Consider the following 25,281-nt stretch of genomic DNA (forward strand, 5'->3'; position numbering starts at 1 on the left):
CTGAGGAAGGCGAACAAGCTGACCTGATGCGCTCAAAGTGATCCTTCTCCCCTTGTGGGAGAAGGTGGCGTGCGAAGCATGACGGATGAGGGGCGCCGACGCCGCGGCGGCTGTTCAGTCGATGAAAGAAAAGCGCCGCGATCGGCCGACCGCGGCACCCACACCCCTCATCCGAGCGCCTTCGGCGCCCACCTTCTCCCTCAAGGGGAGAAGGAAAAGTCAGCCCCAGGGGCGGAAGTGTTTCGACAGCTTGAGCCCCTGGCTCTGATAGTGGCTGCCGCCCTCGCCATAGAGGCGCGAGGGCCGTTCCGTCAGCGGCTCATAGACCAGGCGGGCGACGATCTGGCCGTGTTCCAGCAGGAAGGGGGTGTCGTGGGTGCGAACCTCCAGCACGCCCTTGGAGCCGGCGCCGTGGGCCTCGTCCGTGCCGAAGCCGGGGTCGAAGAAGCCGGCGTAATGGACGCGGAACTCGCCGACGGAGGGGTCGATCGGGGTCATTTCGGCGGCCTGATCGACCGGGATCTCGACATCGTCTGACGAGGCCAGGATGTAGAACTCGCCCGGATCCAGCAGCAGTTCGCCGCGACGCAGGGTCAGCGGCTCCCAGAAGTCGCGCGGGTCATGGCCGTCGATGTGGTCCATGTTGACCACGCCCGCGTGGCGACGGCCGCGATAGCCGACGACGCCGTGGTCGCCCGCGCGAAGGTCGACGCCGACGCTGCGGGTCTCCAGCTTGGGCGGCTCGCCCGCCTTGAGGCGCAACTGGTTGAGACGGGTGCCCGGCTTGACCAGGATGGAGAAGGTCTGGGGCGCGATCTCGAGATAGAGGGGGCCTTCATAGCCCTCGTCCACGTCGTCGAAGCTGCCGCCCTGATCGGTCAGCAGGCGCACGAAGACGTCGACGCGGCCGGTCGAGCTCTTCGGATTGGCGCGGGCGTTCAGCCCCTTGGGCAGGCTGAGGCGCTCCTGAAGACGGGCGATATAGACGCAGCCCTTCTCCATCACATAGCCGCCTGACAGGTCGATGGCGTGCATGGCGACGTCGGCGATCCGCTCCTCGACCTTGCGCTGGCCGGGCAGGAAGGAGGCGCGCACGCGCCAGGCCCGGTCGGACAGGCGCAGATCCAGGCTGGCGGGCTGGACCTGATCGACGTCGAACGGGGTGTCGGAAGCGATGGCGCCGATCGCGATCAGGGTCTCGATGCCCTGAAGGGGAAGGATGCCGGGCTGGTCGGGAATGGAAAAGCGGGTCATGCCGTCCTGTTCTCACACGGATTATCCCGTCTGTGTAGCTTGTCAGCGACGACAGACGCTTGAACCCCGCGTACGGCGGGACGCATATAGCGCATGCACTCCGCCCCTGCCTATACCGCCGAGACCGAAGGCGTCGTCGTTCGCGTCCGTCCCTCCTATCTGGCGGGGCAGTCCGACCCGGCCGAGGGGCGCTGGGTCTGGGCCTATCAGGTCGAGATCGTCAATCTGAGCGGCGGCCCGGTGCAGCTGGTGGCCCGGCGCTGGACCATCACCGACGCCCTGGGCCGGGTCGAAGAGGTGCGCGGTCCCGGCGTGGTCGGCGAACAGCCGGTGATCGAGGCGGGCGACAGCTACGCCTACGCCTCGGGTTGCCCGCTGACGACGCCCTCGGGCTCCATGGTCGGCGCCTATTTCATGCAGGACGCCGAAGGCCGCATGTTCGAAGCCGCCATTCCGGCCTTCAGCCTGGACGTGCCCGACGCCCGCCGCGTTCTGAACTAGGGCAGGCGACATTCCGCGGATAAAGAGCTGAGAGCAATCTCGCCCTCAAGCAGCGCGAAGCGCGGTAGGGCGTACAAGTCAGCCCTCAAGTAGCGCGAAGCGCGGTAGGGCCCAACAAAAACCCCTCGCCGAAGGCGAGGGGGATGGGACTGCGTCAACCCGGATGAACCGCAGTCCCGCCCCGGAGCCCGCCGCCAAGCGGCGGGGCGGACGGCGGCCTCCTTAGGAGGCGTTCGTGTCGGCCGTGGGGCCGAAAGTCGACGACGCGACGGCTCCCCTGCTCAAGTAGCGAGCCGCCGCGCGGCGAACGATAGCAGACTTAGATATATCGGCGCAGGCTGCGGGCCAGGTCGGACGAGGCGTCCTTGCCGGCGCTCTTGCGGACCTGGGGCTGGTAGGCGACGCGGGCGTGTTCGACGCAGTAGACGCCTTCCGAGGCGCGGCGGCCGCAGAAGCTGAACTCGCTGGTCGAGGGGTCGCCGATCGGCCATTTGCACATGTGAGCGCCCAGCGTCAGCACGGTCGCGGTGCCGGCCAGTTCCGGCGCGGGCGCCGGGGTCTGCGACGCGGCGGCGACGGCGACGGGGCGCGGGGCCACGGCCTCGATCCGGCGCGGGGCCGACGGGGCCTGCACCGGCGCGGCCGGGGCGGCGGCGCGCGGACGCGCCGGGCGGAAGGTGGTGCGCGCGGGTTGCGACGGGGCCGCCCGGCCCGACAGGCCCAGGCGGTGCACCTTGCCGATCACGGCGTTGCGGGTCACGCCGCCGCCAAGGGCCTTGGCGATCTGGCTCGCTGACTGGCCTTCCAGCCACAGCTTCTTCAGTGCGCCGACGCGGTCTTCGGTCCAGCCTGGGTTCATGTCGCCCTCCCGGGAGAAGTCGGATTCAATATCTTGTGCCGGAGTCCGAATTTCGGCCCCTCATCACGCCTCTAATCGTAAATCACCCCTTAAAACACGCAATATGTGGGAATTCACCTGTCCACAGAAACTACATCTAGTATGGTTAATGTCCCGATTTGACTCAACTTCTTGGCGGTCATCCACAGGTGGAACGCCTTGCGAAACCGGCTTGGCTGTCGCATCTGAGGCGGCATGACGCACCTGACCGCCGGTTCCGACGCCTCTTCCCCCGCACCCCGCGGCCTCCCTCAGCCCCGCCGCTATGACGGGATCAACTGGGTGGGGCTGCGCACCCTCTACCTGAAGGAGGTGCGCCGTTTCTGGAAGGTGGGCGCCCAGACGGTGGCGGCGCCGGTGGTGACGACCCTGCTCTACATGATGGTGTTCGTGGTGGCGCTGAAGGGGGCGCGGCCGCCGCTGCATGGCACGCCCTTCGCCGAGTTTGTGGCGCCGGGCCTGATCATGATGGCGATCCTGCAGAACGCCTTCGCCAACGCCTCGTCCAGCCTGATCCAGGCCAAGATCATGGGCACGGCGACCGATTTTCTGACGCCGCCGCTCAGCCCGCTGGAGCTGACGATCGGCTTCACTCTCGGCGCGGCGACGCGCGGGGTGGCGGTGGGCCTGGTGACGGCGCTGTGCGTCATGCCCTTCGCCAAGCTGGGTCTGGCCAACATCGCCCTGATCGTCTGGTTCGGCCTGATCGCCTCCCTGCTGATGGGTATGGTCGGCGTGCTGGCGGGTCTGTGGTCCGAGAAGTTCGATCACCTGTCGGCGGTGCAGAACTTCGTGGTCATGCCGATGACCTTCCTGTCGGGCACTTTCTACCTGATCGACAGCTTGCCCGAGCCCTTCGCCAGCATCAGCCGCTTCAACCCCTTCTTCTACCTGATCGACGGCTTCCGGGCGGGGTTCATCGGTCACGCCGAGGGCAGTCTTGTGGTCGGCGTGGTCATGAGCGCCGTCTTGACCGTGGTCATGGGCGCGGCCTGCTGGCTGGTGTTCCGTTCGGGCTGGCGGCTGAAGAGCTGACGGCTTTGACCGTGAGCGAAGATCTGAGTTCAGATGCGGTCGCATCTGAACCGATTTCGCTTTAATCAAGGCGTCGAGAGCGGGGCGAGGGGCCTTCGCGAAAGGGGCCTCGCCATGTTGTTTCATCTTCGCCTGAAAGCCGCTGTCAGCGGCATCTGCCTGGCCGCGGTCTGCCTGACGGCCGCGCCGTCGCTCGCTCAGGATCGCGCGGTGGATCTGCGCGAACAGGTCGGGGCCTACGCCAAGCCGTCCAACGCCGAACGCATGGAAGTGCTGCTGGGCCAGCTGCGGGCCGAGGGTTTCTCGCCTTCGGTCGAGACCTTCGAGGGCGGCGGCCGCGCTGGTCCGATGCAGGGCTCCAACGTCATCGTCACCCTCGGCGAAGGCGAGAAGGAAATCCTGCTGACCGCCCACTATGACGCGGTGAAGCTGCGCGACGGGACGATGGCGGACGGCTTGGTCGACAACGCCGGTTCGGTGGTCGCCCTGATCGAGGCGGCCAAGATCCTGCGCGAGGAGCCGCTGTCGCACCGCATCCGCATCATTTTCTTCGACCAGGAAGAGCTGGGCCTGATCGGCGCGAAGAAGTGGATCGAGGCGCACGGCGTCGCCAATGTCGCGGCCGTGGTGAACTCGGACGTCGCCGCCTATGGCGACACCATGATGTACGGTCAGAACAACGGAACGCAGTCGGCCTTCGTCACCCGCGCGGTGCAGGAGCTGTGCGCCGAACGCGCCCAGCAGTGCGTCGGCTTCCCCGAATATCCGCCGTCCGACGACCGGGCCTTCTCGGCGGCGGGCGCGCCGGTGGTCTCGCTCGGCTTCCAGGACGAAGTCGGCGCCCATCAGATGTGGCTGGCCTTCAACGGCGGTGAGACCAACGGCTTGGCCGAGGGCTTCGTGCCCCAGGTCTTCCGCGTCATCCACTCCAAGGACGACGCCATCGCGGCGGTCGAGGGCCACACCATCGACCTGGCGGGCCGGACCTATGCGGCCCTGATCCAGAAGCTGGATGCGCAACTGCGCTGAATTCGCGTCCCGCGCGGTGTTGACTAAGGGGAAATAGCGCCCGACAAGTTCGTCGCCCTTTTCCAAAGCGGTCCCGTCGCAGACGCGCCGGGACCGTCTCGCTTTATGGAGTCTGCCAAGTGTCCGGTCATCTGATGGGTGTCTACAATCGCGCGCCGCTGGAAGTGGAGCGCGGCCAGGGCGTCCGCCTCTGGTCCACTGACGGGACCGAGTATCTGGACTGCGTCTCGGGCATTTCGACCAACGCCCTCGGCCACGCCCACCCCAAGCTGGTGCAGGCGGTCAAGGATCAGGCCGAGAAGCTGTGGCACGTCTCCAACATCTTCAAGATTCCGGGGCAGGACGCCCTGGCCGACTCCCTGTGCGAGAAGTCGTTCGCCGACGTCGTCTTCTTCACCAACTCCGGCACCGAGGCGATCGAGTGCGCCCTGAAGACGGCGCGCAAATTCCACGTCGCCAATGGCCAGCCTGAGCGTATCGACATCTACGGCTTCGACGGCTCGTTCCATGGCCGCACCTACGGCGCCATCAACGCCGCCGCCAACCCCAGCTACACCGAGGGCTTCGGGCCCAAGATGGAAGGCTTCCATCAGCTGAAGTGGGGCGACAAGGCCGCGCTGACCGCCGCCTTCGAGAACCCGAACACGGCCGCCATCATCCTGGAGCCGGTTCAGGGCGAGGGCGGTTGCCGCGCCACGCCGGACGCCGAACTGCGCTGGATGCGCGAGATGGCCGACAAGAACGGCGTGCTGATCATCTTCGACGAAGTCCAGTGCGGCATGGGCCGCACCGGCAAGCTGTGGGCCCACGAATGGGCCGGCATGACGCCGGACATCATGGCTGTCGCCAAGGCCCTGGGCGGCGGCTTCCCTATCGGCGCCTGCCTGGCCACTGCGGAAGCGGCCAAGGGCATGACGGTCGGCGTGCACGGCTCGACCTTCGGCGGCAACCCGCTGGCGATGGCGGTGGGTCAGGCGGCTTTCGACGAAGTGTCGTCGGACGCCATCCTGGACAACGTCAATGAAGTCGCCGGCTATCTGACCCAGCAACTGCACGGCCTCAAGGAACGCTTCCCCGACGTGATCGTCGAGGTGCGCGGCAAGGGTCTGCTGCTGGGCGTCAAACTGGTCCCGAACAACCGCGAGTTCATGGGCTGGGCCCGCGACGAGGCCAAGCTGCTGGTCGCCGGCGGCGGCGACAACCTGGTCCGCGTCCTGCCGCCGCTGAATATCACCCTCGACGAGGCCCGCGAAGCCATCGAGAAGTTCGAGAAGGCCTGCGAGTTCGCCCGCACCAAGATCGCGGGCTAAGCGCTTCCTTCCTCCCCAGATGGGGAGGTCGGGTGGGGATGCTTTCTTCTACCTCCAGACTTTCGCAGGGCCGCCCCCACCCGGTCCCTGCGGGACCACCCTCCCCATGAAGGGGAGGGAGAAGGCTTGGTCATGGTTCGTCACTTCCTCGACATCCACCGCCTGGACGCTGCTGATCTGCGCGCCATTCTGGACGACGCTCACGCCCGCAAGCGCGCGCGCAAGGGCTGGCCTCAGGGCCGCGCCGACGCCGACGCGCCGGGCAAGGACCGCGTCCTGGCCATGGTCTTCGAGAAGAACTCGACCCGCACCCGCTTCAGCTTCGACGCGGCCATCCGCCAGCTGGGCGGCGATTCCATCATCGCCACCGCCGCGGACATGCAGCTGGGCCGGGGCGAGCCGGTCGAAGACACGGCCCGTGTCCTGTCGCGCATGGTCGACGCCGTGATGATCCGCGCCAACGACCACGAGGACGTCGAGCGTTTCGCCCGCGTCTCGACCGTGCCGGTGGTCAACGGCCTGACCGACCGCAGCCATCCGTGCCAGATCCTGGCCGACCTGATGACGATCGAGGAGCATCGCGGCCCGATCGAGGGCAAGACGATCGCCTGGATCGGCGACGGCAACAACGTCTGCCACAGCTTCATGCACGCCGCGCCCAAGTTCGGCTTCCACCTGCACGTCGCCTGTCCGGCGGAATACCACCCCGACCTGCGCGATCTGGAGAAGGGCGGCGCCTACGTCCACCTGACCAGCGACCCGCGCGAGGCGGTCAAGGGCGCCGACGTCGTCGTCACCGACACCTGGGTGTCGATGGGCGATCAGGACTATGAGGCCCGCCTGGCGGCCTTCGAACCCTACAGCGTCGACGAGGCCCTGATGGCCGAGGCGGCCGAGGACGCCGTCTTCCTGCACTGCCTGCCCGCCCACCGCGGCGAGGAGGTGACGGACGCCGTCATCGACGGCCCGCAGTCGCTGATCTGGGACGAGGCCGAGAACCGCCTGCACGCCCAGAAGGCGGTTCTGGCTTGGTGCTTCGGGGCTTTCTAGGTCGCCCTAACGCGCTTCGCGCTGCTTGAGGGCGAGCGAGCGAAGCGCGCCCACCCGCCGGCTAGAACGACGTGGCGGACGGCAGCGGCCGTCCGCTGAGCTCCGCCATCAGGTGGATCAGCAGGAAGAAGACCAGGGCGGCGAACAGCAGCATGATGAAACGCCACGGCATCATGCGCGGCCCGCGCATGATGTCTGTCGGCCGCGACCCTCGCCATCCGGCGAAGACGACGATGGCGATCGAGGCGATCAGCAGGATCAGGGTGAGCGTAGCGTCCATGACAGCGGCAGTTGGGGCGCCCGAGGCCGCGACGCAAGCCGCTGGACGTGCAGGATTTCCAGCGTGGCCGTATTTCTTGATGCGCGGTTAATCTAAACGCGGCATTAACCATGTCAGGCGCATCAGCGCCGTGTCGGCTGCCGTCGGCGCTTCGCGATGAGGCGCCACATCTTGCGGTTAACGACACGTTTACACGCTTTATCTGGAAGGATACCGTTCGCGTCATGGGTCGGGAGGCGAATCAGTGACCGCAGCGGCGCCGTGGAGCGTGAAGGGCATCGATCCCAAGGCGCGCGAGATCGCCAAGGATCTGGCGCGACGTTCGGGCATGACCCTGGGCGAGTGGCTGAATTCCATGATCATGGACGAGCCGGACGAGGACGACGGCGTCGCCACCTTGCCGCGCCGGTCGCCCATTCCGGACCCCTATGACCGCCGCAGCCGTTCGCGCCGCCTGGACGACGTCTATGGCGAGGACGCGCATCGGTATGAAGGCGTGGGCCGCCATGAGAGCCTGGGCCGCATGGGCGCTTCGCTGGAAGTGATCGCCGAGCGTCTGGAAGCGGCCGAGCGCCGCTCGACCCTGGCGATCCAGGGCATCGACCAGGCTGTGGCCGGTCTGGTGCGCCGGCTAGAGAAACAAGACGAAGTCGAAGTCGCCAAGGCGCGCCGCATCGACGACATCGCCGAAGAACTGCGCGAGGGCCATCGTCGCCTGCGCCGTCTGGAGCAGGACGCCGGGACCGAGGCGCGCGAAGGGCTGGACAAGCTGGACGCGGCGCTGACCGCAGTCTCCACCCGCCTTTACGACATGGACGAGCGCCAGCGCGCGGGCGTCAGCGAACTGCGCGACCGTATCGAGGCGGTCGAGAAGACGGCTGGGCCAGGCGCCGGAACCTCCCTGTTGTCGCAGGTCGGCGTGCGTCTGGACGACGCGCAGTCGCGCACTTCTGATGCGCTGAAGGGGCTGGAGCGGTCGTTCGCCGCCCTGGACCTGCGGATGCGCGACGCCGAGCGCCGCATCGAGCCGGACCATGCGCGCGAAGCTTCGCGCTTCGAGAAACTGGCCGAGAGCCTGACGCGTCAGGTCGAGTCCAGCCGCACCGAAATGATCCGCCGCCTCGACGCGGCCGAGACCGAAGGCCGCGTCGATCGCATCGAACGCGCCCTGGCCGCCATCGGCGAACAGGCCCGCGCCGCCGAGCAGCGCTCGGTCGACGCCGTTGACGGCATGGGCCGCGAGATCATGCGCATCGCCCGCAACCTGAACGGTCGGGTGGAGACGGTCGAAGCCGGCGGCGCCGGACCGTCCGACGCCCGCGTCACGGCGCTGGAACAGAAGCTGGAGCGCGATCTGGCCCGCCACGCCGAGGCGGTGGACCAACGCCTGACGCGGGCCGACGACCAGCACGCCCTGGCGCTGGAGCGGCTGGGCGGCGAGATCGCTCGCATTTCGGATCGTCTGAGCGAACGCATCGCCCAGTCCGAGCGTCGCTCGGCCCAGGCTCTGGACGACATCGGCCGCCGTCTGTCGGAAAGCACCGACAAGATGCATCAGCGTCACGAGAGCGCCTCGGGCGATCTGGCCGAGCGGATGCGTCAGAGCGAGGAGCGCACGGCGCGCCTGCTGGCCGACGCCCGCGACAGCATGGAGCAGCGCGGCGAGCGCGCCCCGCGTCGCGCTCCGCCGCTGGACAGCCTCGATCCCGCGCCCTGGACGCCGGCTGAAACCGCCAGCAGCGACTGGCGTGCGACCGCCTTCGCCGACCCGGTCGAGGATTGGTCCGCCGACCCTCTGACCCGCGACGCGGGCGATATCCCGGCGGCCGTGTCGGATTTCGCATCGGGCGCCGAGAACATCTTCGGCGATCCGCTGGACACCGAACTTCTGGAAGCCGAGCCGAAGACGGCGGCGCCGTTCGGCCGGGTCGCGGCTGACGCCTGGCCGCACGCGGCGCCTCTGGAGGACGAAGATCTGTTCGGCGGCGCGGACGTCAGCGACATCCTGAACGCCACAGCCGATCAGGGCGTCGACCGCCAGCCGTTCGATCTGGATGAGGCGGCGGACGCCGACGACTTCTCGGCCGACTTGGATTTCGTCACGCCTCAAGATCAGGCTCAGGAACCCGCTGCGGCCTCGACCCGCGACGTGCTGGACGCCGCCCGTGCGGCCATGACGCCGGAAGACGACGCGGCGCCGCGTCAGGCCTTCGGCCTCGCCAAGCGCGGCGGCAAGTCCAAGCTGCAGGAGCGTCTGGACAAGCAGGCCGGCCGTCAAAGCTCGACCATGCGCACGGCGCTGGGCGCCATGGCTGTGGCGGCGCTGGGCGTCGTCGGCGGCTACGCCACCTTGCAGGTGGCGGGCGGTTCGGGCCTGACCCTGCCCGGCGGCTTCACACTGGCGCCGACCTCGAGCGACAGCGCGGCGCCTGCCGAGACGGCGACGCCGATCGCAGCCCTGGCGCTGGACGCCGCGCCCGCCGACGCCGTGCCGTCGCCCGATGCGGCGGCGACCGAGGGCGCGGGCCTGTTCGCGCGCGCCGTGCAGATGCTGGACAACGGCGACGACGGCGGGCTGGAGCCTCTGACCCGCGCCGCCAACCTGGGCTACGCCCCGGCGCAGCTGCGCCTGGCCAGCCTGTATCAGGACGGCGCCGCCGGGCTGACGGCGGACGAGGCCGAGGCGCGCGCCTGGGCCCGCCGCGCCGCCGAGGCGGGCGACCCCAAGGCCATGCATTTCTACGCCATGCAGCTGTATGACGGCGTCGGCGGGACGCAGAACCGCGCCGAGGCCCTGTCCTGGCTGACCAAGGCCGCCAGCGCCGGCCGCGTCGACAGCCAGTACAATGTCGCCCAGCTTCTGGAGAAGGGCGATCAGGGCGTAGCCCCCAATCGGGTCGAGGCCTTCAAGTGGTACATGATTGCGGCGCGACGCGGCGACCAGCAGGCTCTGGCTTCGGTCCAGCGTCTGACCTCGGGCCTGTCGGCGGCCGATCGCCGTACGGCGCGCGAGGCCGCCGACGCCTTCACCGCCGAACCGGTCGTCTGATCGACGCACGATGCGTTCAACCGGGGGTGGCGGTTCGCCGCAGGGGCCGCTAAGACCGGAAGCCTAGTCGCCTTTCCGGCGCCGATTGCCTGTCCTTCCAGCCGAAGGCGCGTGCCGTGGATATTTACCTGCCGATCGCCGAAGTCTCGGTGAACTGGCCGCTCCTGGTTTTGCTGGGGGCGCTGGTCGGATTCGTGTCCGGTCTGTTCGGCATCGGCGGCGGCTTTCTTATGGCGCCGGTTCTGGTCTTTCTGGGGATCCCGCCGACGGTGGCGGTGGCCAGCCAGGCCAGCCACGTCGTGGCCTCCTCGACCTCGGGCGTCATCCGCTATTCCGGCATGAAGGCGGTCGATTACCGTATCGGCGGCATCATGGCCGTCGGCGGGGCGCTGGGCGCCGTGCTGGGCGTCGAGCTGTTCCGCTACCTGCGCCTGCTGGGGCAGGCCGACCTGGTGGTGGCCCTGTCCTATCTGCTGTTCCTGGGCTCGATCGGCAGCATGATGCTGTACGAAAGCCTGACGCAGATCCTGCACCGGGTTCGGGGCGAGACCCCGCCGCGGAAAGAGCGTCGTCGCCCCATGTGGCTGTACGGCCTGCCGTTCAAGATGCGCTTCCCGCGCTCGGGCCTCTATATCAGCGCCATTCCGCCCTTCGGCCTGGGCGTGTTCGCAGGGATTCTGTCGGCCATCATGGGGGTGGGCGGCGGCTTCATCCTGGTGCCGGCCATGCTCTATGTGCTGCGGATGAAGGCCAGCGTGGTCGTCGGCACCAGCCTGTTCCAGATCATCATCACCACGGCGATCACGACGGTGCTGCAGGCCGGGCGCAACCAGACGGTGGACATCGTCCTGTCGACCATCCTGCTGCTGGGCGGGGTGGTGGGGGCCCAGTACGGCGCCAAGCTGTCGGGTCGCTTCCGCGCCGAAGAGATGCGCGCCGCCCTGGGGCTGATCGTCCTGCTGGTCGGCATTCAGATGGGGCTGGAGCTGTTCGTGCGGCCCAGCGACCTGTTCCTGCTGGCGCCGGGGGTGGCGGACTGATGTTTCAGGTTCTGCCGCCCGAGCCGCCGCCCGTCGCCGCCGCGCCCGAGATCATCATCGAACGCTCGGCCGTCACGACCGAGGAGGTGCGGGTCGCCGCCGCCCTGACCGATGCGCGGGTGGATGTGGACTCGGGGTTCAAGGGGGCGTCGATCGTCCTCTACGGCGCCGTCTTCAACCCCAGCGACACGCCCGCGGACGTTGTGGTGGTGGTGCGCGGCCCCGACGCCCCGGTCCGCCTGGTCAAGAAGACGCGCAACATGGGGGTCTGGCTGAACAGCCGCCCGGTGCTGTTCGAGGGGGCGCCCGGCTTCTACATGACCGCCTCGACGCGGCCGCTCAGCGACATCGCCGACTTTGGCCAGCTGCGCCGTCTGGGCGTGGGGGTTGATCACCTGCGCATCGATGCGCCGGAAGAGGCCCGCACCGTCACCCGTTACGGCGTGCGCGACGTGGTCATCAGCCGCCTCGGCGAGGACTATCTGGACTGGCGCCGCGCCGTGATCCGGCTGAAGGAGGCGGCGGCCCTCTATGACACCGACCCCAAGGGGGTGGAGTTCGTCGATCGGGGCCTGTTCCGCGCGGAGGTCAAACTGCCTGCCGTGGCGCCGACTGGGAAATATTACGCCGAGGTCTGGCTGTTTCAGGAGGGGACGCCGGTGTCGGTGTCCAACCTGACGCTGACGGTCGAGAAGGTGGGGCTAGAGCGCGACATCTATGAGTTCGCCCACAACCGCCCGTGGAGCTACGGCGTGCTGTGCGTGCTGCTGGCGGCGATGACGGGTTATGCGGCGTCGCGGGTGTTCCGGAGTCGGTAGATACTCCCGCTCATCCCGACGAAGGTTTGGGGGCTGCGCTCAAGCAGCGAGCGACCGCGTTGCGAGTATAGCGCCAACAAAAAAGGCGGCCTGCGAAGGCCGCCCTTTCGTTTCAGTCTGAAGCTGAGCCTCAGGCCGCCTTCGTCTGCGGCGCGAAGCGGCCGTAGAAGGTTTCGTCCTTGGCGGCCATATCGCGCAGGAGCTGCGGGACCTTGAAGCGGTCGCCGTATTTGGCGGCCAGTTCATCAGCCTTGGCCACGAAGGTCTTCAGGCCGGTCTGGTCCATGAAGGTGATGGGGCCGCCGGTCCAGGGCGCGAAGCCCCAGCCCAGGATGGCGCCCAGGTCGCCTTCGCGCGGGTCGTCGATGACGCCCTCTTCCCAGCAACGAGCCACTTCCACCGCCTGGCGATACAGCAGGCGGGTCTTCAGCTCGTCGATGGCCTTGAACGCCTCGGGGCTTTCGCCGAAGGCGTCGCCCTTGGTGGTCGGGGCCAGTTCAGCCAGACCGGGCCAGATGACCTTGGGCTTCTGGTCGTAGTCGTAGAAGCCCTTGCCGTTCTTGCGGCCGTAGCGGCCCTGTTCGACCATGGTGGCGACGATCTGCTCGCCCTCGGTCGGGACGTATTTGTCGCCAAGATCCTCGCGGGTCTGTTTGGCGATCTTGTACGACAGGTCCAGAGCGACGTCGTCGTGCATCTCCAGCGGGCCGCGCGGCATGCCGGTCATGCGGCCGACGTTGTCGATCAGCACGGGCGAATAGCCCTCTTCCAGCATGGCCATGCCTTCCATCAGGAAGGTCGAGAAGCAGCGCGAGGTGTAGAAGCCGCGGCTGTCGTTGACGACGATCGGCGTCTTCTTGATCTTCAGGACATAGTCCAGCGCCTTGGCCAGGGCCGCGTCGCCGGTCTTTTCGCCCATGATGATCTCGACCAGCATCATCTTGTCGACGGGCGAGAAGAAGTGGATGCCGATGAAGTCCTCCGGCCGCACGCTGGCCTCGGCCAGGCCGGTGATCGGCAGGGTCGAGGTGTTGGAGCCGAACACGGCGCCTTCAGCCAGCTGGGCCTCGGCGCGCTTGGTGACGTCGGCCTTGATTTCGCGGTTCTCGAACACGGCCTCGATGACCAGATCCGAGCCCTTGATCAGGTCATAGTCCGTCGTCGCCGTGACCAGGGCCAGGGTGGCGTCGAACTTCTCCTGCGTCATCTGACCGCGCGACAGGCGCTTCTTCAGCAGCTCCTCGACGTGGGCCTTGCCCTTGTCGGCGGCTTCCTGCGTCTGGTCGATCAGCACGGTCTCGATGCCGGCCATGACCTGAACATAGGCGACGCCCGCGCCCATCATGCCGGCGCCCAGGACGCTGACTTTCTTGGGATCGGACTTGGGCGCGCCCGCCGGGCGCACGGCGCCCTTGTCCAGCTCCTGCTTGGACAGGAACAGGCTGCGGATCATGGCCTGGGCTTGCGGCGTCATCAGGGTCTTGATGAAGTAGCGCGTCTCGATGCGCAGGCCGGCCTCGATCGGCACCTGCACGCCTTCATAGACGGCCTTCATCATGTTCAGCACGGCCGGATAATTGCCGTAGGACTGCTTGCGCAGGATGGCGTTGCCCATGATGAAGACCTGGGCGCCCGCCGGGTGGTAAGGGCCGCCGCCGGGGATCTTGAACTTGGGATCGTCCCACGGCTGGACCGCCTTGCCGCCGTTCTTGATCCAGGCCTTGGCGGCCGCGACCGACTGGCCCTTTTCGACGACCTCATGGACGACGCCGGCGCCCTTGGCGTCGTTGGGGCGCCAGGACTTGCCCTCGGCCATCTGCATCAGGGCGGTCTGCACCCCGATCAGGCGCGTCAGGCGCTGGGTGCCGCCGCCGCCGGGGAAGAGGCCGACCTTGATCTCGGGCAGGCCCAGCTGGATTTTCGGGTCGTTCTCGACGACGCGATAGTGGCAGGCCAGTGTGAACTCCAGCCCGCCGCCCAGCGCCAGGCCGTTGATGGCCGCAGCCACCGGCTTGCCCGAGGTCTCAAGCTGGCGGAAGGCGCCGTTCAGCGCCCAGCCGGTGTCGAACGCCTTCTGTAGGTCGCCGCCGCCGGCCAGCATGCCCGAGGCCATGTCGCCCAGGTCCGCCCCGGCGCAGAAGCCGGTCGTCTTGCCCGAGGTCAGGACCACGCCCTTGATGGCGTCGTCGGTCTTGATCTTCTCCACCAGAGCCGGGATTTCGGCGATGACGGCCGAGGTCAGGGTGTTCATCGAACGGCCCGGCACGTCGAAGGCGACCGTGGCGATGCCGTCGGCGTCGATGTCGATCTTGAAGTTTTCCATAGTCATTCGCTCCCGGATCAGACGCGTTCGATGACGGTGGCGGTGCCCATGCCGCCGCCGATGCACAGGGTGGCCAGGGCCGTGGACTTGTTCGAGCGCTCCAGCTCGTCCAGCACCGTGCCCAGGATCATGGCGCCGGTGGCGCCCAGCGGGTGACCCATGGCGATGGCGCCGCCGCAGACGTTGATCTTGTCGTGCGGAATGTCGAGCGCCTGCATGTAGCGCAGCACCACGGCCGCGAAGGCCTCGTTCAGTTCATACAGGTCGATGTCGCCCGGCTGCATGCCCAGCTTGCCCAGCAGCTTGCGGGTCACGGGCTCGGGGCCCGTCAGCATGATCGACGGCTCGGAGCCGATCGAGGCGCCGCCCAGGATTTTCGCGCGCGGCTTCAGGCCCAGGGCCTCGCCCATCTCCTTGGAGCCGACCAGGATGCCCGCCGCGCCGTCGACGATGCCGGACGAGTTGCCTGGCGTGTGGACGTGGTTGACGCCCGCCGCCTCGGGGTAGCGCTGGTTGATCACGGCGTCGAAGCCCATGCCGCCCATCATGACGAAGGAAGGGTTGAGGCCGCCCAGGGTCTGCATGTCCGTCTTCGGACGAATGGTCTCGTCACGGTCCAGCTGGGTCAGGCCGAGCTGGTTCTTGACCGCGATCACCGACCGGTCGAAGCGGCGCTCGGCCCAGGACTGGGCGGCGCGCTTGTGGCTTTCAACCGAATAGGCGTCCACGTCGTCGCGGCTGAAGCCGTATTTGGTGGCGATCATGTCGGCCGAGACGCCCTGCGGCACGAAATAGGTCGGGAAGGCCGCCGAGGGATCGGTCGGCCAGGCGCCGCCGTCGGACCCCATGGGCACGCGGCTCATGGCCTCGACGCCGCCGCCGACGGCCATGTCGGCCTCGCCGGACTTCACCTTGGCGGCGGCCATGTTCACGGCTTCCAGGCCCGAGGCGCAGAAGCGGTTGATCTGCACGCCCGCCGTCTCCTGGCCCCAGCCGGCCGACAGGACGGCGGTGCGGGCGATGTCCGAGCCCTGCTCGCCCACCGGCGAGACGCAGCCCAGGATCACGTCGTCCACCTTGGTGGTGTCCAGGCCGTTGCGGTCGCGCAGAGCCTCCAGAACCTGGGTCGCCAGGCTCAGGGCGGTGATCTCGTGCAGGCTGCCGTCCTTCTTGCCCTTGCCGCGCGGGGTGCGCACGGCGTCGTAGATATAGGCGTCGGCCATGGAGCGTCTCTCTTCTCTAGTGTCCCTATCGCTCGGCGCGCGGCGCCTCGCTGCATGAGGGACGGGTTGGCGTCTTGGGCGGTGTGACGAGCGGAGAGGTCCGATCATCGCGTCTGGAATTGAAACTCAGGTCGCTAGAAAGCCGACGTTTACGTCAACGTCAAGTAACAAGGCGCGTGAGGTCGTCGGATGTGAAAAGGGCGGGCCGTTTCGCGCGGCCCGCCCTGTCGTCTCAGCCTCAGCGGCGCGCCAGCCGCACCAGCTTGCCGTTCTCCTCGTCCGTCACGACCCAGACGGCGCCGTCAGGGGCCACCGCCACGTCGCGGATGCGTTCGCCCAGGCCGGTCAGCAGGCGTTCTTCGCCGACCACGCGGCCGTCCTGCAGCACCAGACGGACCAGATGCTTGCCGCCCAGGCCGCCGATCAGGGCGTCGCCTTTCCAGCCGGGGAACATGGCTCCGTCGTAGAAGGCCATGCCGCCCGGCGCGATCACCGGATCCCAGTAGTAGACGGGCTGGACGGTGCCGTCCTGCGTCGTTGTCGCGCCGGGGATGGCGTCGCCGCTGTATTCGATGCCGTAGGCCGCGCCGGGCCAGCCGTAGTTGGCGCCCGCCTTCTCCAGGTTCAGCTCGTCGCCGCCGCGCGTGCCGTGCTCGATGCTCCAGACCGCGCCGGTTTCCGGCTGGACGGCGATGCCCTGCGGGTTGCGGTGGCCGTAGGACCAGATCTCGGGCAGGGCGTCATTGCGGCCGACGAAGGGATTGTCGGCCGGGACCGAGCCGTCGGCGTTGATGCGGATGACCTTGCCGTGGTGCGAGGCCAGGCTCTGGGCCGTCGGCCGCATCGGCTTGTCCGACCGCTCGCCGATGGTGATGTAGAGCTTGCTGTCCGGGCCGAAGACCAGGGAGGAGCCGAAATGCTTGTCCCCGTCATAGGTGTCCTTGACCTGGAAGACGACCTGCACGTTCTCGACGCGGCTCAGGTCGTCGGACAGGCGGCCGCGCGCCACGGCCGTGCCGTTGCCGCCGTTTCGCGGTTGGGCGTAGGACCAGTAGATCATCCGGTCCTGGGCGAAGGTCGGGCTCAGGATCACGTCCAGCAGGCCGCCCTGACCGCGCGCCGCCACGGCGGGCAGGCCGCTGATCGGCGCGCCGATCCGGCCCTGGGCGCTGACGACGCGCATCCGACCGGGCTTCTCCGTCACCAGCCACTGGCCGTCCGGCAGCAGGGCCAGGCCCCAGGGGTGCTCCAGCCCCTCGGCCACGACCGTGTGCTGCATGGCCAGTGTGGTGCTGACCGACGGCGCGCGGGTCTGGCCCTCGACGGCCGGCTTCTGATCCGGGTTGTTGGGCGGGCGGGTTTCGACCGGCGCGCCGGTGGCGGCGGACGGCGCCTCATCCTGACCATTGGCCCCGCAGGCGGCGAGAGCCAGGGCGGCGACGGAAGCGGCGAAGAGGACGGGGCGCATGGCGGCTCCTGAACAGCGTGGCTTTGGACGGTCAGGATGCCGTCTCGTCGCGCTTTGCGCGAGCCGAAACGCGCCGCGACCGATAGTCCCGTACGAAATCCATATCGAAGCGGCTTGAACCGGAGAGAAGGCGGCGATATACGCACCCCTCTCGCGCTCAGGGGTCGTTCTCGATCCGGCGCGATGCTCCGTAAGGGGTTGGGTAGCTCAGATGGTTAGAGCGGTGGATTCATAACCCACAGGTCGGCGGTTCGATCCCGCCTCCAACCACCACGGATTTCTTTTAAATCAAAGACTTAGTCAGCCTCTCAAATCTGAGAGCTCGATCGCTATGAGAACATTTGTGGACCAAGCGGGCCGCTCCGGGAGTGAAATCCCAGAATAGCCCCGGAGAATGTTCCTCTCTGCCCGCCCTCCGAAGAGAGCGGGCCTGGATTTCACCCCGAGCTTTGGGCGAAGTGCGGTTAATTCGCAGGGTTGCAGGGAATGCGCGTGGCGCCGCACCCTTGGCCAGGAACGTAGCCAGGGATGTCTCCGGGCGAGGTCATGCCGCCGCCGCCGCTGCCGCCACCACCGCGTGTTTGCTGGATGTAGTATTGAACGGCGAACGCGTAGCACTCATCGTAGCTCGGATACTCTAGTACCGCCCAATAGCCGTTGCCGCATTGCTCTGCAGCAAATTGACCTGCGCTCGTTTTCGCTGATGCTGCTGTCGGCGCAACCAACGAACTGGCGGCAGCGACGGCGGCGAGGCTGGCGACAGCCATCATCTTTCTGAACATATCAGTCACTCCAAGCGGCGCCATTGCCGCTTGGCCAAGTTAAAAAACACCGGTCTTCCAACAACTAACATTTGCGTGAACACTGTTTGGCGGAGCCCGAAGCTTGACGCCTTGCAATCCGGGTTCGCGTCCCTATTTTAAATGTGAGTTTCGGCTCATTAGGCCCGTCTGAGTCCCAATGTGGCAGGCGGGTTTTCTTATGCCCGTCAGTCAGGCTTGAGGCGCACCAGAAACGAAAAACGTTCCGCCACCCGGTGAAGGGCGACGAGGCGCGTAGCGGAACCTGAGGGCTCCGCACCAAGGCCGCTACAGGCGAGTTGGACGACGCTTCGCGCCTATGACGCCTTAGCTTTGCGGGATCCGCGAGGCGCCGCCGGTGATCTTGCAGACATAGTCGGTCTGCGGGCGGCCGGTCTGACGGCCGGTAGGCGAAATGATGCCGCCGCGGTCGCGGCATTCGGCGTCCAGCTTGTCCATCTCCTGCTGATAGGTCGGCAAGGGGCGGCCCGAGGCGCAGGCGGCGAGCGCCAGCGGGGCGAGGAGGACGGCGGCGAGGAACAGGGGGGCGCGCATGGCGGTCTCCTTCAGCCGGTGAGCGGCGAGACGGAATGATCCTCCTGAATCCGTCTCGGAGCAAGGCTAGGCTTCAGGCGCCCGCCTCAGCCCGCCAGAACGCCCAGATGCTCCAGCAGGATCTTCAGGCCTAGCGCGATCAGGGCGACGCCGCCGATCAGTTCGACGATCTTGCCCAGGCGCGTGCCCGCCGCCTTGCCGACCAGCAGGCCCAAGGTCGCCAAAGCGAAGGTGGTGAAGCCGATACAGGCGGCGATCAGCCAGATGTTGGCGTCCAGCAGCGCCAGGCCGACCCCCACCGCGCCCGCGTCGATTGAGGTGCCGACGGCGGTGGCGACCAGAGCCAGCAGGCCGCGCGACGCGGCCTTGCCGCCGGGGGCAGCCGCCTCGACTTCGTCTTCACGCTTCAGCGCCTCCCAGATCATCTTGGCCCCGACCGCGCCCAGCAGGCCGAACGCGATCCAGTGGTCGATGGCGGCGACGAAGCCGGCGGCCGCCACGCCCAGGGCGAAGCCGATCAGGGGGGTGATCGCCTCGATCACGCCGAACACCAGGCCCGAGCGCAGGGCCTGGGGCACCGTCGGCCGGTGCTGGGCGCCGCGCCCGATGGCGGCGGCGAAGGCGTCGGCGGACATGCTGACGGACAGGACGGCGATGGCGACGGGGGACATCATGGGAAAACACACTCGGCCGGACGCATGACAGCACGCTCCACGCGCGGGCCGGCCCCGCAGGTGCAGCATGCTGGTCTCGCTAGGCGGAGGTGATCCGCTGATCGCGCCATGCCCCTGAAGACAGGAACAAGTGTGTTGACGCGACCCCGGCTGGGATATGCCGGAAGCTACTCCCCAACGGCCGCCCCTCTAGCGCCTCGTTCCGAGTCTATCAACCCGCAGATGGCCAAAGGCGACAAGACGCCCCATCTGTGCTAGACGCCGCCGCTTCACCCTTCGCCGCAGGACATCCGCCCTTGAGCATTTCGCTCGATCTCACGCGCGCCAGCGCCCCGGTAAAGACGCCCGTCAACCTCAGCGGTCTGACGCGCGACGAGCTGCGCCAGGCCCTGATCGACGCTGAAATCTGCCCGCCCGAAAAGGCCAAGATGCGCGCTTCCCAGGCGTGGCGCTGGATCCACCATTACGGCGTGACCGACTTCGATCTGATGAGCGACGTGGGCAAGGACACGCGCGCCAAGCTGGCCGAGGCCTTCACCCTGGCCCGCCCCGAGATCGTCGAGCGCCAGGTGTCGAAGGACGGCACGCGCAAATGGTTGATCCGCACGGCGCCGGGCATCGAGATCGAGACCGTCTACATTCCCGACGTGGGCCGGGCGGGCGCCCTGTGCGTCTCGTCCCAGGTCGGCTGCACCCTGAACTGCACCTTCTGCCACACCGGCACGCAGAAGCTGGTCCGCAACCTGACCACGGCCGAGATCGTGGCCCAGGTCCAGGTGGCCCGCGACGATCTGGACGAGTGGCCCTCGCCCAAGGAAGACCGCCGCCTGTCGAACATCGTCTTCATGGGCATGGGCGAGCCGCTCTACAATCTGGACCACGTCGCCAACGCCATCGACATCATCTCCGACAATGAGGGCATCGCCCTGTCGCGGCGCCGGATCACGGTGTCGACCTCGGGCGTCGTGCCGCAGCTGAACGCCCTGGGCGAGCGCACGGCGGCCATGCTGGCCATCAGCCTGCACGCCACCAACGACCCGCTGCGCGATCAACTGGTGCCGCTGAACAAGAAGTATCCGCTGGATCAGCTGATGGCCGCCATCCGCGCCTATCCCGGCCTGTCCAACGCGCGCCGGGTGACGTTCGAATACGTCATGCTGAAGGGCGTCAACGACAGCCCGGCCGAGGCGCGCGCCCTGATCAAGCTGATCGAGGGCATTCCGTCCAAGGTGAACCTGATCCCGTTCAACCCCTGGCCCGGCACCGACTATCAGTGCTCGGACTGGAAGACGATCGAGACCTTCGCCGCCATCCTGAACAAGGCGGGCTACGCCAGCCCCATCCGCACCCCGCGCGGCCGCGACATCCTGGCCGCCTGCGGCCAGCTCAAGTCCGAGAGCGAGAAGCTGAGGGCCAGCGCGCGGATCAAGGCCGAGCGCGAAGAGGCTGACGCGGCCTGAGAGGGCCGCCGCCCGCCCGGTCGGACGCTTTGTCCGCCGACTGTGGCGCGGGCGCCCTAGCGGAACGGTCAGGCTTTCGGGCAAGGGTGTTTTGGTTTCGTTCCCCTTTAGGCTGGGAGGCTAGGGTTCGTCGTCATGGAGACCTCGTCGTTGCCGGGCGTTCTGTCGACTCCTGAACTCCAGGCGTTCGCGACGGGCTTTCCGATTCTGATGCTGCACCTGGCGGTGACGTTCGGCCTGCTGGCGGCGGGGGCGGCGGTCTATGCCCTGCTGACGCCGTGGCGCGAGATCGCCTTGATCCGGCAAGGCAATCCGGCCGCCGCCGTGGCCTTTTCCGGGGTGCTGGTCGGTCTGGCCATCCCGCTGGCGGTGTCCCTGTCGGTGTCGACCTCGATCCGCGACATCGCCATCTGGGGCGTGGCGACGGTGGTGCTGCAACTGCTGGCCTTCCGCGTCGTCGACTTCCTGCTGCACGGCCTGCCGCAACGGATAGAGAAGGGCGAAACCTCCGCCGCCGTGGTCCTGGCCGGGGCCAAGCTGTCGACCGCCTTGATCCTGGCGGCCGCCCTGACGGGTTGAGGGGGCGGCCTTGCGCTTTCCCCATCTTCCCGACTGGACCATATACGCCGCCGTCATCGGCGTGATCCTGATTGCGTCCCTGAACCGGGGCGAGCGCGCCGACGCGCCGCATGATTTCCATTACGATGAGGCGACGGGGCCTCTGCTGGGACCGATCACCCCCTTTGATCCGTCTGTCACCGTCGACACCTCGGACGAGCATGAGCCGGTGTCGGGCACGGCCTTCTCCATCGCTGGAGACGGCCGCTGGATCACCGCCCGCCACGTGGTCGAAGGGTGCCGCAAACCCGCGCTGGTGATCGACAAGACTCGCGCCCTGGCCGCCGACGTGCGCCTGGCCGCGCGGGCGGACGTGGCCCTGTTATTGACCGACGGCGGGCCGCCCGCCCTGCCGATCGCGCCCCAGGCGCCGCTCTACAAGGGCCAGCGGGCCTTCCACCCCGGCTTCCCTCAAGGGCGGCCGGGCGAGGTGGCCTCGCGCCTGATCGGCCGTGAGACGCTGAAGATCCGCGGCCACCGCTCCTATGACGAGCCGGTGCTGGCCTGGGCCGAGGCCGGCCGCACGCGGGGGCTGAAGGGCACGCTGTCGGGCCTGTCGGGTGCGCCGGTGCTGGACCGTCGCGGGCGGGTGCTGGGCGTGACCATCGCCGAGTCGCCCCGGCGCGGCCGCATCTACACCACGGCCCCTGACACCTTCGTGCCCACGGTCGGCGCCCAGCAACGCGCCGATGAAGCCGCCCTGGGCCAGGCCGTGACGACCCAGAACTACGGCGCCGTCTCCGACCGGCTGCGTCAGGATCTGCGTGTCGCCCAGGTGGTGTGTCTGACGACCTGATCCTGGCGACCTGAACGAAAAACGCCTCCCCATGAGGGGAGGCGTTCTTGGCCTTACTTCAGCGAGGCGCTGTCCAGGTTCAGATCGGTCAGCGGAATGACCTCGACGTTCGGATACTTGGCCCGCAGGGCGTCGATGAACTTGGAGGCGTCGCCGACCACGACCATGCTGGCCCGGTCGGTCGGCAGGTGTTCGGCGAAGGCCGCCTCGACCTGCTGCGGCGTGACCGCGCGGACGCGCCCGGCGTAGTCAGCCAGGTCGCTCATGGGCAGGTCGTAGAGGGCCAGGTTGGCGACCAGGCCGCCCAGGCCGTCGACCGTCTCCAGCGAGCGGCCGAAGGCGCCGATCAAGGTGGCGCGGCGCGGGGCCAGTTCGGTCTCGGTCGCCGGGGCGTCGCCAAGCTTGGCGATCTCGGCCAGCATCAGATCGACCACCTCGGCCGCCGACTCGTTCTTGGTTTGGGTCGAGGCGGTGAAGACGCCCGCGTCCGCCCGCGCGCCCAGCGATGATCCGGCGCCGTAGGACAGGCCCTTCTCGATGCGGATCTTCTGGTTCAGCCGCGAGGAATAGCCGCCGCCCAGCAAGGTGTTGCCGACCGTCAGCGGGAAGAAGTCGGCGTCGGTGCGGCTGACGCCGCGGATGGCGGCGACGACCGCCGCCTGACCGGCGCCCGGCTGATCGATGACGACGACACGCGGCGCCAAGGTCTGGCCCGCCTTGTCGATGGCGGCCGGTGCGGGACCGGCGTCGCGCCAGTCGCCGAAGGCCTCGTCCGCCAGGGCGCGAGCCTCGGCCGGGGTCACGTCGCCCGAAAAGACGAGGGTCGCCTGCGACGGACGGAAGCGATCGGAGTGGAACACCGCCACGTCGTCGCGCGTCAGGGCGGGAATGCTGTTCACCGTGCCCGAACCCGGCGCGCCATAGGGGGCGGCGCCGTAGATCACGCGGCCGACCGCCTGTCCGGCGATGGAGCCGGGCTGGCTCAGCGCCACGCGCAGGCCGTCCAGGGTCTGGGACTGCTGACGCTCCAGCTCTTCTGCGGCGAAGGTCGCGTTGCGCACCAGATCGGCCATCAGGGTCAGGGTGCGGCCGAACACGTCCTTGGGCGCATTGGCGTAGACATTGGTGAAGTCGGCGCCCGCGCCCGCGCCGATGCTGGCGCCCAGCTGTTCGATGGCGGTGGCGATTTCCGGCGCGTCCTTGGTCGTCGTGCCCTGGGTCAGCAGGGCGGCGGTCATGGAGGCGACCCCCGGCTTGCCCGCCGGATCATGGGCCGAGCCGGCGTTGAAGTTCAGTCGCGCCGAGACCAGGGGCAGGCCCTGGGTCGGGGCGACCAGGACGCGCAGGCCGTTGTCCAGACGGAAGTCGGCGATGGCCGGGGTGGCGGGCGATACCTCCGGCCCCGGCTGGGGCAGGCGGGCGCGCTCGGCCTCCGGCAGCAGGACGGCGACCGGACCGGCCGGGGCCAGGGAAGCGACTGTGACCGGGGCGTCGACGTTCTTCTTCTGCTCGCTGGGCGCATTGGCGTCGTCGGCGGGCAGGTAGTTGATGGTGATCTGGCGCTGCGGCGTCAGATAGCGGCGGGCCACGCGCTGCACGTCGGCGGCGGTGACGGCCTGGATTTCGGCGATCTCGCGGTCGGCGGCCGTCGCGTCGCCGGTCATGATCAGCGCCATGCCCAGGGTCGTGGCGCGGTCGTCGATGCTTTCACGGCCGCGCAGGGCGTCGGCGACCAGTTCGTTCTTGGCCTCGGCCAGTTCGGCGGCGGTGACGGGTTCGTCGCGCAGGCGCGCGATCTCGGCCTCCAGCGCGGCCTTGCCGGTCTCGACCGTCTCGCCGCCCGCCATGATGGCGTAGGCGGCCAGATTGCCCGCCTGTTGGGCGAAGTCGGGGTTGGAGCCGGCCGAGGCGGCGATCTGCTTGTCATAGACCAGCGAGCGGTACAGGCGGCTGCTTTCGCCGGTCGACAGGATGCCGTCCAGCACCGTCAGGGCCGCGCGATCGGCGTCCTTATAGGCCACGGTGTTCCAGGCCAGGGCCACGGCGGGCAGGGGCACGTTCGGCGCGTAATAGGTGGCGGTGCGCGGGCCGGTCGGCTCGGGCTCTTTCACATCATTGGCGGGCATGGGCGTCGATGGACGCTTCAGCGGGGCGAAGTATTCGTCGACCCAGCCGTCCAGCTGCGCCTGATCGAAATTGCCCGCCACGATCAGCATGGCGTTGTCCGGCCGGTAGTAGGTGGCGTGGAAGCGCAGCACGTCGTCCAGGGTCGCGGCGTCCAGCTCTTCGATCGAGCCGATGCCCGGACGGCGATAGGGGTGGTCCTGATAGATGGTCTCGGGCGTGAACAGGCCGAACAGGCGGCCGTAGGGGCTGGCCAGAATGCGCTGGCGGTATTCCTCCTTCACCACGTCGCGCTCGGAGGCGAAGTTCGCCTCATCGACGACCAGCGAGCCCATGCGGTCGGCCTCGGCGAACAGGATGCGCTGCAGGTGGTTGGCCGGAACCACTTCATAATAGGCGGTCACGTCGTCGGCGGTGAAGGCGTTGTTGAAGCCGCCGACGTCCTCGGTCAGGCGATCGAACGTCTCGGACGGCATGTTCTTGGTCGCCTTGAACAGCAGGTGCTCGAACAGGTGAGCGAAGCCCGAACGGCCCGCCGGATCGTCCTTCGACCCCACGCGATACCAGACCTGGACCGTGACGTTGGAGGTCGAGGCGTCGCGCGCCGTATAGACCTCCATGCCGTTGGCCAGCACCCGCTTGGCGAAGCCTAGCGGCGGCACCTCGACCCCGCCTTGGGCGGTCGTTGCAGCGGCAGGCGGCGCCTTGGCCCAGGCGGGGGCCGCGGCGGGCAGGCCAAGCAGCAGCGCCGAGGCGCAGGCGGTCAGGATCAGACGATTCTTCATGAGGGGCGGCTTTCCAACGCCCGCAGTCGAAGAAACGGGCGCCGAAAGCCTAGCAGGGCGAAGAGCCGCCGCGCACCTTACGGAGCTGTAATGAAACGGGGCGTCATTTCCACCGCTCATCCCCGCGGAGGCGGGGACCCAGTAAGAGCCACGCACGCCGAGCGCGGATCGAGCGCCAGAATCTACGCCGC

The 25,281-nt window shown here is 68.1% G+C and carries 21 protein-coding genes and 1 tRNA gene; 12 read left to right on the plus strand and 10 right to left on the minus strand.

Annotated features, from left to right (window positions below; genetic code table 11):
- Positions 1–219: 219 nt before the first annotated feature.
- Positions 220–1,254 (minus strand): 2'-deoxycytidine 5'-triphosphate deaminase, encoded by a 1,035-nt coding sequence (locus FM111_RS00595; RefSeq protein WP_087138807.1) that lies wholly within the window; start codon positions 1,252–1,254, stop codon positions 220–222.
- A 93-nt stretch (positions 1,255–1,347) separates the two neighbouring features.
- Between FM111_RS00595 and apaG the strand changes: the two genes are divergently transcribed.
- A complete protein-coding gene (gene apaG / locus FM111_RS00600; RefSeq protein WP_087138808.1) occupies positions 1,348–1,755 on the plus strand; it encodes a Co2+/Mg2+ efflux protein ApaG in 408 nt (135 codons plus the stop codon).
- A gap of 319 nt (positions 1,756–2,074) precedes the next feature.
- Here apaG and gcrA read toward each other — a convergent pair whose 3' ends face one another.
- Positions 2,075–2,614, minus strand: a complete 540-nt coding sequence (gene gcrA / locus FM111_RS00605; protein WP_087138809.1) for a cell cycle sigma 70 cofactor GcrA — start codon at positions 2,612–2,614, stop codon at positions 2,075–2,077.
- Between the two features lie 234 nt (positions 2,615–2,848).
- On the opposite strand from gcrA, the gene FM111_RS00610 reads away from it, so the two are divergent.
- The 4 genes from FM111_RS00610 to argF all read left to right on the plus strand — a co-directional run bounded on the left by FM111_RS00610 (position 2,849) and on the right by argF (position 7,077).
- Positions 2,849–3,688, plus strand: a complete 840-nt coding sequence (locus FM111_RS00610) for an ABC transporter permease (protein ID WP_087138810.1) — start codon at positions 2,849–2,851, stop codon at positions 3,686–3,688.
- A gap of 114 nt (positions 3,689–3,802) precedes the next feature.
- Positions 3,803–4,717, plus strand: a complete 915-nt coding sequence (locus FM111_RS00615; RefSeq protein WP_087138811.1) for a M20/M25/M40 family metallo-hydrolase — start codon at positions 3,803–3,805, stop codon at positions 4,715–4,717.
- Between the two features lie 134 nt (positions 4,718–4,851).
- Positions 4,852–6,027 carry an aspartate aminotransferase family protein gene (locus FM111_RS00620; protein ID WP_087138824.1) on the plus strand — a complete coding sequence of 392 codons (1,176 nt, stop codon included), beginning with the start codon at positions 4,852–4,854 and terminating at the stop codon, positions 6,025–6,027.
- Positions 6,028–6,153: 126 nt separating this feature from the next.
- Positions 6,154–7,077 carry an ornithine carbamoyltransferase gene (gene argF / locus FM111_RS00625; RefSeq protein WP_256968026.1) on the plus strand — a complete coding sequence of 308 codons (924 nt, stop codon included), beginning with the start codon at positions 6,154–6,156 and terminating at the stop codon, positions 7,075–7,077.
- A gap of 61 nt (positions 7,078–7,138) precedes the next feature.
- On the opposite strand, the gene FM111_RS00630 is transcribed toward argF, so the two are convergent.
- On the minus strand, positions 7,139–7,357 hold the full coding sequence (locus FM111_RS00630; protein ID WP_087138813.1) for a hypothetical protein: 219 nt from the start codon (positions 7,355–7,357) through the stop codon (positions 7,139–7,141).
- Between the two features lie 244 nt (positions 7,358–7,601).
- On the opposite strand from FM111_RS00630, the gene FM111_RS00635 reads away from it, so the two are divergent.
- The 3 genes from FM111_RS00635 (at position 7,602) to FM111_RS00645 (ending at position 12,264) form a co-directional block, all read left to right on the plus strand.
- Positions 7,602–10,406 carry an SEL1-like repeat protein gene (locus FM111_RS00635; protein WP_256968027.1) on the plus strand — a complete coding sequence of 935 codons (2,805 nt, stop codon included), beginning with the start codon at positions 7,602–7,604 and terminating at the stop codon, positions 10,404–10,406.
- 116 nt (positions 10,407–10,522) lie between these two features.
- Complete coding sequence (locus FM111_RS00640; protein WP_087138814.1) at positions 10,523–11,446, plus strand: sulfite exporter TauE/SafE family protein; 924 nt, start codon at positions 10,523–10,525, stop codon at positions 11,444–11,446.
- Positions 11,446–12,264, plus strand: coding sequence for a TIGR02186 family protein (locus FM111_RS00645; RefSeq protein ID WP_087138815.1), 819 nt, complete (start codon positions 11,446–11,448; stop codon positions 12,262–12,264). Before FM111_RS00640 ends, FM111_RS00645 begins: the two co-directional genes overlap by 1 nt.
- Before the next feature lie 130 nt (positions 12,265–12,394).
- On the opposite strand, the gene FM111_RS00650 is transcribed toward FM111_RS00645, so the two are convergent.
- The 3 genes from FM111_RS00650 to FM111_RS00660 all read right to left on the minus strand — a co-directional run bounded on the left by FM111_RS00650 (position 12,395) and on the right by FM111_RS00660 (position 17,278).
- On the minus strand, positions 12,395–14,587 hold the full coding sequence (locus tag FM111_RS00650) for a 3-hydroxyacyl-CoA dehydrogenase NAD-binding domain-containing protein (protein WP_087138816.1): 2,193 nt from the start codon (positions 14,585–14,587) through the stop codon (positions 12,395–12,397).
- A gap of 17 nt (positions 14,588–14,604) precedes the next feature.
- Positions 14,605–15,810, minus strand: a complete 1,206-nt coding sequence (locus tag FM111_RS00655) for an acetyl-CoA C-acetyltransferase (protein WP_087138817.1) — start codon at positions 15,808–15,810, stop codon at positions 14,605–14,607.
- Between the two features lie 238 nt (positions 15,811–16,048).
- Positions 16,049–17,278, minus strand: coding sequence for a PQQ-dependent sugar dehydrogenase (locus FM111_RS00660; protein ID WP_087138818.1), 1,230 nt, complete (start codon positions 17,276–17,278; stop codon positions 16,049–16,051).
- 196 nt (positions 17,279–17,474) lie between these two features.
- On the opposite strand from FM111_RS00660, the gene FM111_RS00665 reads away from it, so the two are divergent.
- Positions 17,475–17,551 (plus strand) — tRNA-Met (locus tag FM111_RS00665).
- A gap of 191 nt (positions 17,552–17,742) precedes the next feature.
- On the opposite strand, the gene FM111_RS16085 is transcribed toward FM111_RS00665, so the two are convergent.
- From FM111_RS16085 to FM111_RS00675, 3 genes are all read right to left on the minus strand, one after another.
- Positions 17,743–18,060 (minus strand): hypothetical protein, encoded by a 318-nt coding sequence (locus tag FM111_RS16085; RefSeq protein WP_143276010.1) that lies wholly within the window; start codon positions 18,058–18,060, stop codon positions 17,743–17,745.
- Between the two features lie 345 nt (positions 18,061–18,405).
- On the minus strand, positions 18,406–18,633 hold the full coding sequence (locus tag FM111_RS00670) for a hypothetical protein (RefSeq protein ID WP_087138819.1): 228 nt from the start codon (positions 18,631–18,633) through the stop codon (positions 18,406–18,408).
- Between the two features lie 86 nt (positions 18,634–18,719).
- Positions 18,720–19,307: a manganese efflux pump MntP gene (locus FM111_RS00675; RefSeq protein ID WP_087138820.1), complete on the minus strand. Its 588-nt coding sequence runs from the start codon at positions 19,305–19,307 to the stop codon at positions 18,720–18,722.
- 296 nt (positions 19,308–19,603) lie between these two features.
- Between FM111_RS00675 and rlmN the strand changes: the two genes are divergently transcribed.
- From rlmN to FM111_RS00690, 3 genes are all read left to right on the plus strand, one after another.
- Complete coding sequence (gene rlmN / locus FM111_RS00680) at positions 19,604–20,767, plus strand: 23S rRNA (adenine(2503)-C(2))-methyltransferase RlmN (RefSeq protein ID WP_087138821.1); 1,164 nt, start codon at positions 19,604–19,606, stop codon at positions 20,765–20,767.
- 135 nt (positions 20,768–20,902) lie between these two features.
- Positions 20,903–21,346, plus strand: a complete 444-nt coding sequence (locus FM111_RS00685; RefSeq protein ID WP_003166326.1) for a DUF350 domain-containing protein — start codon at positions 20,903–20,905, stop codon at positions 21,344–21,346.
- A 10-nt stretch (positions 21,347–21,356) separates the two neighbouring features.
- On the plus strand, positions 21,357–22,181 hold the full coding sequence (locus FM111_RS00690; protein WP_087138822.1) for a S1 family peptidase: 825 nt from the start codon (positions 21,357–21,359) through the stop codon (positions 22,179–22,181).
- Between the two features lie 53 nt (positions 22,182–22,234).
- Here FM111_RS00690 and FM111_RS00695 read toward each other — a convergent pair whose 3' ends face one another.
- Positions 22,235–25,090: a M16 family metallopeptidase gene (locus FM111_RS00695; protein ID WP_087138823.1), complete on the minus strand. Its 2,856-nt coding sequence runs from the start codon at positions 25,088–25,090 to the stop codon at positions 22,235–22,237.
- Positions 25,091–25,281: the final 191 nt, after the last annotated feature.

Origin of the sequence: Brevundimonas diminuta 3F5N, assembly GCF_900163625.1 — a bacterium.
In the GTDB taxonomy this organism is placed as follows: domain Bacteria; phylum Pseudomonadota; class Alphaproteobacteria; order Caulobacterales; family Caulobacteraceae; genus Brevundimonas; species Brevundimonas diminuta_A.